The organism is Rhizobium sp. IY2, assembly GCF_047532935.1.
Classification (GTDB): domain Bacteria; phylum Pseudomonadota; class Alphaproteobacteria; order Rhizobiales; family Rhizobiaceae; genus Rhizobium; species Rhizobium anhuiense.
The window spans coordinates 827,370-840,340 of sequence record NZ_JBLKNU010000001.1; the positions used below are offsets into that span (position 1 = coordinate 827,370).

General features: G+C 63.4%; 14 protein-coding genes. 1 reads left to right on the top strand and 13 read right to left on the bottom strand.

Annotated features, from left to right (window positions below; translation table 11 throughout):
- Positions 1–28 precede the first annotated feature (28 nt).
- A complete protein-coding gene (locus tag ACMUVN_RS04040; protein ID WP_414814886.1) occupies positions 29–988 on the top strand; it encodes an acetylxylan esterase in 960 nt (319 codons plus the stop codon).
- A 64-nt stretch (positions 989–1,052) separates the two neighbouring features.
- Here ACMUVN_RS04040 and ACMUVN_RS04045 read toward each other — a convergent pair whose 3' ends face one another.
- The 13 genes from ACMUVN_RS04045 to ACMUVN_RS04105 form a co-directional block, all read right to left on the bottom strand.
- Positions 1,053–2,045, bottom strand: coding sequence for a dihydroxyacetone kinase subunit DhaK (locus ACMUVN_RS04045; RefSeq protein WP_132572154.1), 993 nt, complete (start codon positions 2,043–2,045; stop codon positions 1,053–1,055).
- 51 nt (positions 2,046–2,096) lie between these two features.
- Positions 2,097–2,504, bottom strand: a complete 408-nt coding sequence (locus ACMUVN_RS04050) for a hypothetical protein (RefSeq protein WP_028757820.1) — start codon at positions 2,502–2,504, stop codon at positions 2,097–2,099.
- A 1-nt stretch (position 2,505) separates the two neighbouring features.
- Entirely contained in the window at positions 2,506–4,101 is a 1,596-nt protein-coding gene (locus ACMUVN_RS04055; protein ID WP_132572152.1) for a putative PEP-binding protein, read from the bottom strand.
- On the bottom strand, positions 4,085–4,429 hold the full coding sequence (locus tag ACMUVN_RS04060) for an HPr family phosphocarrier protein (protein ID WP_028757822.1): 345 nt from the start codon (positions 4,427–4,429) through the stop codon (positions 4,085–4,087). Before ACMUVN_RS04060 ends, ACMUVN_RS04055 begins: the two co-directional genes overlap by 17 nt.
- Positions 4,429–4,827 carry a dihydroxyacetone kinase phosphoryl donor subunit DhaM gene (gene dhaM, locus ACMUVN_RS04065; RefSeq protein ID WP_097542335.1) on the bottom strand — a complete coding sequence of 133 codons (399 nt, stop codon included), beginning with the start codon at positions 4,825–4,827 and terminating at the stop codon, positions 4,429–4,431. Before dhaM ends, ACMUVN_RS04060 begins: the two co-directional genes overlap by 1 nt.
- Positions 4,824–5,444, bottom strand: coding sequence for a dihydroxyacetone kinase subunit DhaL (gene dhaL, locus ACMUVN_RS04070; RefSeq protein WP_132572149.1), 621 nt, complete (start codon positions 5,442–5,444; stop codon positions 4,824–4,826). The genes dhaM and dhaL overlap by 4 nt, the downstream gene beginning before the upstream one ends.
- A gap of 46 nt (positions 5,445–5,490) precedes the next feature.
- Positions 5,491–7,131, bottom strand: a complete 1,641-nt coding sequence (locus ACMUVN_RS04075) for a dihydroxyacetone kinase subunit DhaK (RefSeq protein ID WP_132572146.1) — start codon at positions 7,129–7,131, stop codon at positions 5,491–5,493.
- Positions 7,132–7,184: 53 nt separating this feature from the next.
- On the bottom strand, positions 7,185–8,213 hold the full coding sequence (locus tag ACMUVN_RS04080; RefSeq protein ID WP_132572143.1) for an ABC transporter ATP-binding protein: 1,029 nt from the start codon (positions 8,211–8,213) through the stop codon (positions 7,185–7,187).
- The gene (locus tag ACMUVN_RS04085; protein ID WP_132572140.1) at positions 8,206–9,303 is read right to left on the bottom strand and encodes an ABC transporter ATP-binding protein; all 1,098 of its coding nucleotides are present in this window, start codon (positions 9,301–9,303) and stop codon (positions 8,206–8,208) included. The genes ACMUVN_RS04080 and ACMUVN_RS04085 overlap by 8 nt, the downstream gene beginning before the upstream one ends.
- A gap of 3 nt (positions 9,304–9,306) precedes the next feature.
- Entirely contained in the window at positions 9,307–9,519 is a 213-nt protein-coding gene (locus tag ACMUVN_RS04090; RefSeq protein WP_003560267.1) for a hypothetical protein, read from the bottom strand.
- Positions 9,516–10,469 (bottom strand): carbohydrate ABC transporter permease, encoded by a 954-nt coding sequence (locus tag ACMUVN_RS04095; RefSeq protein WP_028757828.1) that lies wholly within the window; start codon positions 10,467–10,469, stop codon positions 9,516–9,518. The genes ACMUVN_RS04090 and ACMUVN_RS04095 overlap by 4 nt, the downstream gene beginning before the upstream one ends.
- Entirely contained in the window at positions 10,466–11,434 is a 969-nt protein-coding gene (locus ACMUVN_RS04100; protein WP_047610372.1) for a carbohydrate ABC transporter permease, read from the bottom strand. Before ACMUVN_RS04100 ends, ACMUVN_RS04095 begins: the two co-directional genes overlap by 4 nt.
- Positions 11,435–11,557: 123 nt before the next feature.
- Positions 11,558–12,883: an ABC transporter substrate-binding protein gene (locus ACMUVN_RS04105; protein WP_063475100.1), complete on the bottom strand. Its 1,326-nt coding sequence runs from the start codon at positions 12,881–12,883 to the stop codon at positions 11,558–11,560.
- Between the last annotated feature and the right edge of the window lie 88 nt (positions 12,884–12,971).

A 12,971-nucleotide genomic window follows, 5' to 3' on the forward strand; every position in this document is an offset into this window, starting at 1 on the left:
GCCCGCTGTTTCACGGGACAAAGCCCGGATGAGCATTCCGAAGACACACCCCTTTGATTTCGATCCCACCTACGGCATGCGGCTCAAAGAGCTTCTCGCGGTTAAGCCGCCGGAGCCGCCCGAGGGTTTCGACGATTTCTGGGAGGCGCGGTATCACAAGGCGCTGGCGGTCGATCCGCAGCCGGTGCTTTCGCGCAGTCGGATCACCCATCCCGACTGGCATGTGCTCGATCTCGTCTATCTCTCCACAGACGCATTCCGGATCGGCGGCTGGCTCATCCTGCCGCGTGAAGGGGAGGTCCGGCGCGGTCTGGTCGTCGGCCATGGTTACGGCGGGCGGGATCGTCCTGATTTCGAGCTGCCGATCAAGGAAACGGCGATCCTCTTTCCCTGTTGCCGCGGGCTGTCGCTCAGCGCCCATCCGCCAATCTCCCAGAATCCGTCCTGGCATGTGCTGCACGATATCGACAAGCCGGACTCCTATATTATCGGCGGCTGTGTCGAGGATATCTGGCTTGCGGTCTCGACGCTTACGGCGTTCTATCCTTGGCTCTGTGGCCATATCGGCTATAGCGGCATCAGCTTCGGCGGCGGTGTCGGAGCGATGGCGATCGCCTATGATGAGCGCATCGATCGCGGCCATCTGGCACTGCCGAGCTTCGGGCACCAGCCACTACGGCTGAAGCTTCCAACTGTCGGCAGCGCCCAATCGGTGCAGGAATATCAGGCAGAACACGGAAATGCGCTCGAGACGCTGCGCTTCTACGATGCGGCGACCGCCGCCAGACGGATCAACGTGCCGATGCTGACGGCCGTCGCCCTTTTCGATCCCGCGGTGGCACCGCCCTGCCAGTTCGCTGTCGCCAATGCGATACCGAAACCAAATGAGATCTTCATCCTGGATGCGGGGCATTTCGACTATCCTGGCAGCGCTGAGCAAGAGGCCGCTCTCCGCGACAGGGTCGGTCAATTCTTCGGAGTGCCGTAAACCGCAATTCGGCATCGATTTAAGAATAAAGTCATCTCCTGGAGAGACGCACGGCAGGATGCGGTTACGGCCAATGCAGCGCCGCCGTTGCCACCGGCGCGTCCCAGAGCGCGAGTTCCTCCTCGGTCAGCAAGGCGAGGGTGACGGACAGTCCCTGCATGTCGAGCGAGGTGACATAGGTTCCAACAAGCGAGCGCTCGATCGGCATGGCTTTTTCCTCGATGAAACGGCGAGCACTGTTATAGGCGAGGTAGAGTTCGGCCGGCGGCGTGCCGCCGAGGCCGTTGACGAAGAGCAGGGCGCTGGTGCCCGGCGCCACCGTGATATCGTCGGCGATGGTCTCGCAGAGATGGTTGATGATGGTGTCGGCGGTGGTGAAGGGCTGCCTGGCATGGCCAGGTTCGCCATGGATGCCGACGCCCATTTCCATTTCGCCGGGTCCGAGCGAAAACGTGGTGCGTTCGGTCTGCGGCACCGTCACGCCGTTCAGGGCCACACCCATCGAGCGGATCCGCGTGTTCAATCCCTCGCCAAGCTGTTTCAGCCCGGCAAGCGGCATGCCGCGTTCGGCCGCGGCACCGAGGATCTTTTCGACGATCAGCGTGCCGGCGACGCCGCGCCGGCCGCGGCCTTCGCCTGTTCTCGACGTTTCGATATCGTCGCTGACGACGACCATGTCGAGGCTGTGGCGGTCGCCGGCCATCTCGATCGCCATTTCGAAATTCATCAGGTCGCCGTCGTAATTCTTGACCACGAGCAGGCAGCCGGCGCCGGTATCGGTCTCTTCGATGGCGGCGATGATCTGGCTTGGCGTCGGCGAGGTGAAGATATGGCCGACGCAGGCGGCATCCAGCATGCCCTGGCCGACGAAGCCGATATGCATCGGTTCATGGCCGGCGCCGCCGCCTGAAATCAGCGCCACCTTGCCTGACGTGAGATGGCGGCGGCGGATGCATTTGCGCTCAGCCCCGAACACCACGAAAGCCTCATGGGCGCGCACGAAGCCTTCGACGCTTTCGGCGACCATGGTTTCCGCAGTGTTCATGAACTTCTTCATCAAGCCTCTCCCAAGGCTAAAGACATTACGTTACGTCAATCAGCTCACTCGTCATTCCGCACCCGATATCGCGACGATTTTCTGCACCAGATCCGAGATCGCCTCTTCCAGCAGGCGGTTTTTCCTGTCGTCACCGAAATCTGGCACCATCAGCGACAGGTGCCGCAACTTCTCGGAATGGCCGAGATCCGGCAGCTTGCCGGGATGGGCGGCCTGATAGGCTTCGAGAAAACGCTCCTGTTCGGCACCGCTGAAATGGCAGACGCGAACGATGGTCGCGAGATGGCGCGCCGGCAGCGGCGTCGCATAGGTCGGGCTGGTGATCTGGGTGACGAAGCTTCGATGTTTTCCAAGCGCCGTCGCCAGGCGCTGGCGTGTGCCCGATGGCCTGTTGTCGATGATCTGCGCCAGAATGGACTTGTAGGCGATAATGGCGTCTTCGGTGTCTTCGCGCGCCATCCTATTCTCCGGCTGCCCTTGTGCCATCGGCGTTGAGGCCGATGATCGCCGATCTTATCGCGGGACGCCGGGCCGGCGCCACGGAAAAATGCCGGAGGCCGGCGGCGAGCAGCCCGGGCAGATAGTGCGGATTGCCGGCCATGTCGCCGCAGATGCTGACGGGCTTGCCGGCGGCAAGCTTGACCGCTTGGGCAATCAGCCGGAGCACGGCGGGTGCGGCCTTGCCGGTATCGGCTTCGCTGCTGTCGCGGGTCGAGGCGGCGAGATATTGGGTGAGATCGTTGGTGCCGAACGAGAAGAATGCTGCCGAGCCGAAGGTGTCGAGCATCAATGCGGCTGATGGTACCTCGACCATCATGCCAATCGGCGGCATCCCGTGGGGCACGGCGCGGCGGCCGAGCTTTTCGGCTTCTTCGCGAAATATGTCCCGTATCCTGTCGATTTCGTCGGGAAATGTCACCATCGGCAGCATCACCGACAGCCTGCCGAAGACGGCAGCGCGCAGCAGGGCGCGGGTCTGCACGCGGGCGATTTCCGGCTGAGCGAGCAACAGCCGAATGCCACGCAAGCCCGAGGCGAGAGCCGGCAGGTCTTCGAGGCCGGCGAGCGGCTTGTCGCCGCCGATATCGAGCATTCTTATGATCACCGGCTTATCGCCCGCCCGCTCCAGCACCTGGCGATAGATCGCCAGCTGGCGTTCCTCATTGGCGGCATCGGCGACCGAGGCAACTGAAAATTCCGAGCGCATCAGGCCGACGCCTACCGTTGCCGGATCGAGTGCATCGATCTCGGCGGGATCGTTGATGTTGATGGACAGCTGGATCGGCACACCGTCGGCGGTGCGCAGCTCGCCGCTTTCAGTCTGGGTGTCGGTAGCAGGTGCTTGTGCCGGTGTCGGGATCAGCATGCCGCCCGCCTGCAGGATGACCGCGCCGGCGTCGCCGTCCACTCTGACGGGATCTCCGTCGGCGGCCGAAAAGCGACCCGTGCCGACCACCATCGGCACCGATTTCGCCCGGGCGAGCAAGGCGACGTGGCCGGCGGCGCTGCCGGCAAACAGCGCAATGCCGCCGCCCTTCGACCAATCATGGGCGAGAAAGCGGCTGGGCTCCATGTCCTTGCCGACGAAGACCGAGCCGGGCGGAAAATCGGCGATCGGGGTGCCGGCGAGCGCGCCGAGCACGCGGTTCTTGATGTCGAGAATGTCGACGGCGCGCGCGCGCATCTGCTCCTCGTCGGCCGCTTCGAGTTCGCCGATATAGGCGTCGAGCGTGGTGACCCAGGCAAAGACGACGTTCTCATCGGCTTGCATGCGCGCGCCGGTCGCTTCCGCAATCGTCGGATCGCGCAGCACCTCGATCTGGAAATCGATGATATCGCGGCTTTCGGCGTCAGTGCCCTCGGCAAGGCGCTCGAGTTCGCCGATCGAGATGTCGATCGCCTTCTCCAGCGCGCCGTATCCGCCGGCCGCGTTGGGCACAGGGGGGACGTCCGGCCGCTCCGCGGAAGGAGCCTTCGGCTCTTCCGCGAGAAAGGCCGGGCCGGATGCGATGCCCGGGGATGCGCTCTTCGCTTTCAATCTAAGCGGTTCGGCCATGTTTCTTTTCCTCATCGAAGTTGCGCTCGATGAGTTCCTTGAGGGCGCGGATCGCCTCCTCGGCGAGGATACCGTCGGCGCGGATCCTGAGGATCGACCCCTTGCGAATTCTCGCGCCCATGATCTTGATGATGCTCTTGCCGTTCAGCCAGACATCGCTGCCGTTGACGGCGACCTCGATCGAGCAGGGGAAGGACTTGGCAAGCCGCGTGAAGGTGACGGAGGGACGGGCATGCAGCCCGACGCCGTGCTTGACTTCCACTTCCGTCTGGCAGTTCAGGTGCAATGGCTCGGGCTCCTGCTTTTCACTACGCAATCCGCTCGTCATCAAGGGGACAGTTCCTCGGCTGTGGCGACGACCTTGGCCAGCGATGCGCCCCCCGACGCCTCGGCAGCGGCGATGACGGCGCCTTCGACCAAAGGCGCGTTGCAGATGGAGACGAGCGCCGCGCGGGGAAGCCCCAGCATTTCGATCGCCATCTCGCTGTTGGTCTCGGCGCCGCCGAGATCGACGAAGACGGCGACGCCGGCATCGGACCAGGCCGTCTCGATCGCCTTGAGGATGCCGCCGGCATCGGTGCCGAGCTCGCCGTGGACGTTGCCGCCCGACCAGGCGAGCGGCACGCAGTCGCCGACCATCTGCCGCACCATGTCGGCGATGCCCCTTGCCACCAGCGGCGAGTGGGAGACGATCACGATGCCTACGTTTGTGGTCTTTCCATTCATTGCTGACAGTGCTCCCCGAGATAGCGGCAGATCGCCGTGGTCAGCAGCGCGCAGCTCGACGCGCCGGGGTCGACATGGCCGATCGAACGGTCGCCGAGATAGGCGGCGCGCCCGCGCATCGCCTTCATCGCTGCCGTCCTGTCGGCGGAGCGCTCGGCTTTGCGGGCGATGTCACCGAGCGGGGACCGCTTCGCCAGCGCGGCATGCACGGGATAGAGCACGTCGAGCAGGGTCTTGTCGCCGGCATGCGCCCGCCCGCGTCTGGCGACGGCGTCGATCGCCTGTTTCAGCACCTGCGAAAAATCGGCCTTTTCCTCGCTTTTGCGAAGCTCGCGGCCGATCTCCATCAGCAGCGTGCCGTAGAGCGGCCCGGCCGCGCCGCCGACATTCATTACCAGCGTCAGTCCGATTTTTTCCACGGCTTCGGGAAAGGGCAGGCTGGACAGGCTTTCGCCTTCGGCGCTCACCGCCTCGCAGCCGCGCCGCATATTGGTTCCGTGATCGCCATCGCCGATGGCGCGGTCGAGCGCGCAGAGGTGATCTGTATTATCAGCGATCGTCGCGCGGCACACCTCGATCAATCCCGCCACAAGCACCGGTTCCGCCTGCACTGCCATCCTCCCTGTCGCCGCGCCTCCCGCGGGCTTTCAAACGTCTCTTTGGTCAGGCGAGGCTTGCCGCCACGCCGAAGGCGCCGGCAACCGCGACGGCTCCCGGATCGGCGACGCCCGCCAGATCTCTTTCGCCGACATAGGAGGCGCGTCCGGCTCTCGCCTTCATCATCGTCTTTGTCGACTCCGCACCCGCTGCCGCTGCCCTTGCCGCCGCGGTGATATCGCCGGATTCGAGCGCCTGCAGGGCGGGCGACAGCGCATCGACCATCGTCCGGTCGCCGACTCCGGCTCCGCCATAGAACGTCATCCTGTCGAGCCCGGCAAGCAGGGCGGCTGATATATCGGCTTTATCGGCCATCGCCTTTGCCGCCGCGGTGAAGAAGATCGACAGCAGCACGCCGCTCGACCCGCCCATGCTGGTGCCAAGGATGTCGCCGAGCGAGGCAAGCGTTGCGGCCGGTCGGTCGAGCGGCAGCATGTCCAAGCGGGCAAGCACGCTGCGGGCGCCTGAGGCCACCGTCGAGCCGGTATCGCCGTCGCCGACGCGGCTGTCCAGCCGGTTGAGCTCGCTTTCCTGCGAGATCAGATGCTCGCAGAGCGCCGTGATCAAGCGCCGGTTGCGGGTGTTTTCCCCGGCCACGGCCGCGCCGTTCAAGCCGGCTGATGTTCTCGGTGCGGCGATGATCCGGATCTCATGGCGCTCGACGGCCGGCATCCAGGCATGCGGCTCGACCGCCGCCGTCAGCGCCACCTCGCGAACGGCGTCCAGCCGGATCAGCGACAGCGAGAAGCCGTTCATGTTGAGCGCGGTCATCATCGGCGCCGGGCCTATGATCAGCCGGACACGGCGGCCAAGCGGCGAGGACAATACCGCATTGGCGATGACGGTCATTTCGAGCGGCGGCACGGCGCCGAGATTGTTGATGAGGAGGGCATGGCTTGCCCCTTCGCGCAGCGTGGGCGAAAGGCGCGCCACCATGGTGGCGACGATATCGGCGACCGGCTGCAGGGTAATGCGCTCGACACCGGGCTCGCCATGGATGCCGAGGCCGAGTTCACCTTCGTCCGCGCCGAGACGATCCTCATGGACCTGGCCAGGCACGCTGCAGGTGGACAGCGACATGCCGAGCGAAACGATGTCGCCAGCGGCGGCTGCGGCATGGGCGGCGACCGTCGTCAGATCGTCGCCTTTTTCGGCGTGATAACCTGCGATCTTGTGGACGAACAGCGTGCCGGCGACGCCGCGCGGCTGGTTGATGCCGGGGATGGCGATATCATCGGCGACGATGACCATCTCGACGTCGAAGCCTTCGGCGCGCGCTTTTTCGGCGGCGAGGCCGAAATTCAGGCGGTCGCCGGTATAGTTCTTGACGATCAGCAGGGAGCCCTTCGGGCCGGTCACGGCACGGATTGCCGTCAGCACGGCATCGACGCTCGGCGAGGCGAAGATTTCGCCGGAGACGGCTGCCGTCAGCATGCCCTTGCCGACGAAGCCGGCATGGGAGGGTTCGTGGCCAGCGCCGCCGCCGGAGATGATCGCCACCTTCGATTTGTCCCAGTCGGCGCGCAGGATCACCTTGATGTCGGGAAAGCTGTCGAGGCGGGCGAGACGACCATTGCTGCTCGTCAGAAGCAGACCGTCCAAGGCTTCGGTGACGATGTTTTCCCTGCGATTGAAGAAATGTTTCATCGATTGAGACCCGTCTGTTTGTTTTTCATGCCATCATCGTGTCTGTTTGCCGGTCAGGACAGGCGCTGTCCAGCCGCATCGAAATAAAGCGGATCGCGCAGCGTCAAGCTGATCCGGTCACCCGGTGCGATCGCCAGATAAGGATCCGCAAGTGTGACGAGCTTGTGATCCCGCGCCGGCTGCTTGGGATCGGCAACCCTGATGTGCAGATGGTTCTGGTCGCCGAGATGCTCAATCCAGTCGATCTCCGCATTGGCGTCCTTGCCGACGATGATATCGAGATGTTCGGTGCGGGCGCCGACGGTCTTCGTACCGGCCGGCGGCTGGCCGCCCGGCAGCAGGTCGGCCGGTAGAAGGTTGATATGCGGCTGGCCGAGGCGGGCGGCGACGTGCAGGTTGGCGGGATTGCCGTAGATCTCGCGCGGCGTTCCCACCTGCATCAGCCTTCCCTCGGCGACGATGCCGATGCGGTCCGCCATGGTCATGGCTTCCACCTGGTCATGGGTGACATAGAGCAGCGTCGAGCCCAGTTCTTTCTGGATACGCTTCAGTTCCAGGCGCAGTTCGGCGCGCAGCTTGGCGTCGAGCGAGGACAGCGGCTCGTCCATCAGATAGATCGCCGGCCGGCGCACCAGCGCCCGGCCGATCGCGACACGCTGCATCTCGCCGCCGGAAAGCCTGGTCGAGCGGTTCTCCAGCTTGTGGTCGATCCTGACCATACGTGCGACTTCGCGCACGCGACGGTCTATCTCCTCCGCACTCAGCTTGCGCACAGGCGCCTTCAGCGGGAAGGCGAGATTCTCGTAGACCGTCATGTGCGGATAGAGCGAATATTGCTGGAAGACGAAGGCGACGTCGCGTTCGGCGGGGGCCTCAGCGGCGACATTGCGGCCGCCGATCTCGATGCGGCCGCTATCTGGCTTTTCCAAGCCGGCGATCAGCCGCAGCGTCGTGGTCTTGCCGGCGCCTGTGGGACCGAGCAGCACGACGAATTCGCCATCGCGGATCGAAAGATCGAGATCGGCGAGAGCCTGGGTATCACCGAAGCGCTTGGCAAGGTTCCTGAGGACGACATCAGCCATGCCGGGTCTCCTGATAGAGTGAGGATGGCACTGCGCGGCCCGACCTGCAGTCGAAGAGTGCGAGTTTCGCCGGATTGAATTCCAGGCCGACCCTCTCGCCGATCTGGAAGCTGCGATTGGCGGGAACGCGGGCCCTGATCAAGCCGCCCGGGGTTTCCACGGCGACGACCTGGTTGGTGCCGAGATATTCGCTGCCATAGACGGCGCCGCGGAGCGCCGAGGCATCGCTGAAGCGGATATGCTCCGGCCGGACGCCGAGCGCCAGCTCGCTCTCGGCCATGTCCTGGTGGATCTCGGGAACGGCGACATCGACGCCGTCGAGCAGGATGGAGCGGTCGCCGCTTTTCAGACCCGAGGTGAAGCGCATGAAGTTCATCGGCGGCGAGCCGATGAAATCGGCCACATACATGGTCGCCGGCTTGGCATAGATCTCCTGCGGCGTGCCGAACTGCTCGATGACGCCATGGTTCATCACGGCGATCTTGTCGGCCATCGCCATCGCTTCGTGCTGGTCATGGGTGACGTAGACGGTGGTGGCGTGGATGCGGTTGTGCAGTTCGCGCAGCTCATGAACCATGACCTCGCGGAATTCGGCATCGAGCGTGCCGAGCGGCTCGTCCATCAGGAAACATTTCGGGCGCCGGACGATGGCGCGGCCGAGCGCCACGCGCTGGCGGTCGCCGCCGGCAAGGCCGGAGACCGAGCGGTCGAGAATATGGTCGATCTGCAGCAGGCGCGCCGTCTCCTCGACGCGGGCTCGGATTTCGGCCTTAGCCATGCCCTGCGACAGCAGCGGGAAGCCGATATTCTTACGCACGTTCATATGCGGGTAGAGCGCGAAGAGCTGGAAGACGAAGGCGATGTCGCGGGCGCTGGCGCGGTTGAAGGTGACGTCCTCGCCGTCGAGATAAATCTTGCCGCTGCTGGGCAGCTCGAGGCCGGCGATCATGCGCAGCGTCGTCGTCTTGCCGCAGCCGGAAGGTCCGAGAAGCGCCAGGAACTCGCCGTCATGGACGGTGAAGCTCGAATCCTGAACGGCGACGAAACTTCCGAATTCCTTGCGGAGATTTTCGATCCGGATATCCGCCATGGTTCACTCCGGGAATTTCGAAACGATGATGAACATGACGGTGCCTGCAAGCAGGGTGACCAGCGAATAGGTATAGAGCACCAGCAGGAAGGGCTGGAACAGCATCAGGAAACCGAGCCCGATCAGCACGGTGGCGATGGTCTCCATCGGGCCACGACGCAGGAAGAACGGTCGCTTCGGACGCGCGGGAGTGCGTGTTTCGATCAGATGGCTCATTTGCGGACGGCTCCGAAGGTGATGCCGCGCAGCAACTGCTTGCGCAGAAGAATGGTGAAGACGAGGATGGGGATCAGGAAGATCGTCGTGCCGGCGGCGACCGCCGGCCAGTCCTGTCCGCCTTCGCCGATGATCGTCGGGATGAAGGGCGGCGCGGTCTGGGCCTCGCCCGAGGTCAGAAGGGCGGCGAAGGCATATTCGTTCCAGGCGAAGATCAGGCAGAAGATCGCCGTCGCGGCAATGCCGGTGGTCGCCTGCGGCAGCACGACCTTTCGGAAGGCCTGCAGCCTGGTATAGCCGTCGATCATCGCTGCTTCCTCGTATTCGCGCGGGATCTCGTCGATGAAGCCCTTGAGCAGCCAGACGGCAAGCGAGACGTTGACGGCGGTGTAGAGCAGGATCATGCCGAGCGCCGTGTCCGACAGGCCGAGCTCGCGGTACATCAGGTAGATCGGGATGGCGACGGCGATCGGCGGCATCATGCGTGTCGACAGGATGAAGAACAGCAGGTCGTCGGCGAGCGGCACCTTGAAGCGTGAGAAGCCATAGGCGGCAAGCGTGCCGAGGAAGACCGCCAGGAAAGTGGAGCCGAAGGCGATGACAAGCGAATTGACGAAGCGCGGCAGGAAGTTCGACGGGCCGGCGATCACCATGTTGCGCTTGCGCGTCACCTCATCGCAGGCTCCGACCGGCGCCGGCAGCGAGGCGATATAATCAGGCGTTTGCCGGGTGCGCGTCGTGAACAGGTTGCAATAGCCTTCGAGCGACGGCGTGAAGACGATCTTCGGGGGATAGCTGATCGAATCCGGCGGCGACTTGATGCTGGTCAGGAAGATCCAGACGAGTGGGATGAGGGTGATCAGCGCATATAGGACGACGATGGTGCCGGCGATGCGCTTGCTGGAAAGGCTCGGTTCGACGACCGAATGGGCGGAGTTGGCGGCGCTCATCGTTGCTTCACCTTGTTCAATGCCTTGACGTAGATGTTGGCGAGGCCAAACACCGCGACGAAGAGGATGATGGCGAAGGCCGAGGCCCGGCCGGTCGCCCAGCTTTCGAAGGCCGCGCGTTTCAGCGTGATCGAAGCGACTTCGGTGACCGAGCCGGGCCCGCCGCCGGTGAGCAGCGTCACCATGTCGAACATCTTGAAATTCTCGATGCCGCGGAAGAGCACGGCGAGCATGATGAAGGGCAGGGCCATCGGCACGGTGATCGACCAGAACTGGCGCCAGGGCGAAGCGCGGTCGACCTCGGCCGCCTCATAGATATAATCGGGGATGGAGCGCAGGCCGGCGAGGCAGATCAGCATCACATAGGGCGTCCACATCCAGGTATCGACGATGATGATCGCCCAGGGCGCCAGAGTGACGTTGCCGAGCATCTGGATCTCCGATGTCGGAATGCCTGATATCAGCGACACGGCATAGGCAAAGAGGCCGATCTGCGGCTCGTAGAGAAAGCGCCAGAAATTGCCGACGACGGCAGGCGACAGCATCATCGGAATCAGGATGATCGTCGTCCAGAAGGCATGGCCGCGAAACTTGCGGTCGATCAGATAGGCCAGCGTGAAACCGATCACCGTCTGCAGCACGATCGTCCAGAAGACGAAATGCGCGGTGGTCTGCATCGCCAACCAGATGTCGGGATCGTTGAGGACGCGCTGGTAATTTCCAAGGCCGACGCCCTGGACCGGCGCATTCGGCCGGTTGGCGCGGTAATTGGTGAAGGAGAGATAGACCGCCCAAAGCAGCGGGAAGATGTTGATCGCCAGCAGCAAGGTGATGGCCGGTGCAATGAACAGCCAGGCGATCGCCCTGTCGGAGAGCCCGCGGACGCGCCGGGCGACTGAGACCGGCGTTGCCCTTGCTGTTGCGTCGGCTGCCTTCTCGACGATGGAGGAATGGGACATAGTCAAGTTTTCACCTGGTCTTATTGGGGTACGGGGTCTTTTGGCATATGGCAGATCTGGCGGCCCGGCTCGTCTGCCGATCCGGGCCGCCATCCTGGCGAGGATGACACGCAACAGTGATGCCACGCGCTAGATCTTGCCGTCGTCCTTGAAGACGTCGCCCCAATCCTTCACCAGACCGTCCAGCGCTTCCTTGGCGGTGCCGTTGCCGGCGACCACGTAGTTGTGGACGCGTTTCTGCATGGCCTGCAGCAGTGAGGCGTAGCTCGGCTCAGCCCAGAAGTCCTTGACGATCGCCATCGAGTCCAGGAAGGCCTGGGCATAGGGCTGGCTCTTGGCAAAGCTTGGCGCGTTGACGACGGAGTTCAGGCAGGAAAAGCCGCCGAGTTCCCACCATTTGGCCTGCACATCAGGCTGGGCGAACCACTTGATATACTGCAGGGCGGCGTCGCGCTTGTCGGAGTAGGAGACCACCGAGATGCCCTGGCCGCCGAGCTGGGCGAAATGCTCCTTTTCAGCTGGATTTGGGAAGAAGCCGATCCTGTCGCCGCCGACCTTTTCGTCCTTATAGAGGCCGGGCCAGGTGAAGGCGAAGTTCATCTGCATGGCGACCTGGCCGGATTTGAAGGCATCGGCGGATTCGACCATGTAGACGTTCGAGCTGCCGGGCGGGGTGCAGCAATCATAGAGGGACTTGTAGAATTCGAGGCCCTTGACCGCGTCGTCCGAGTTGACGAAGCCTTCCATGTCATAGGGTTTCTTCGGATTGTCGTACTGGAAGCCCCAGTCATAGAGGACGTTGGTCACGCCCATGGTAATGCCTTCGGAGCCGCGTTCGGTATAAATCGAGGCGCCATAGACGGTCTTGCCGTCGATTTCACGCTTCTGGAAGAATTCGGCGATCTGCTTCAGCTGATCGTAGGTCTTCGGCGCTGCGAGATCCCAACCGTATTTTGCCTTGAATTCCTTCTGCAGTTCCGGCTTCTCGAACCAGTCCTTGCGGTAGGTCCAACCGACGACGTCGCCCATGGCGGGCAGTGCCCAGTAGTTCGGGGTGTTCTTCGGCCATTCCGAGTAGCCGACGACCGTCGCCGGCACGAAGTCATCCATCTTGATGCCTTCCTTGTCGAAGAAGTCGTTGAGCTTGACGTAGTGGCCGTTCTCGGCCGATCCGCCGATCCACTGGCTGTCACCGATGATGAGATCGCAGAGCTTGCCATGGGAGTTCAGTTCGTTGAGGAAGCGGTCGGCATAACTCGTCCACGGAACGAATTCGAACTTCATCTGCGTGCCGGTTTTGGCGGTGAAATCCTTCGACAGCTCGACGAGCGCATTGGCGGGGTCCCAGGCGGCCCAGCACAGCGTCAGTTCATCGGCTTTGGCGAGATTGGGCAATGCCGACGACATGACGAATGCCGTGGCCAGCCCCAAAAGGGCTTTCGATGTTTTCTGCATAAGTTCCTCCCAGAACCAAGGGCCGGCTCCCCGCCGGCGTCGCATGTTCACCCGTTTCAGAAAATGCTCACATGAACTCCTCAATCAT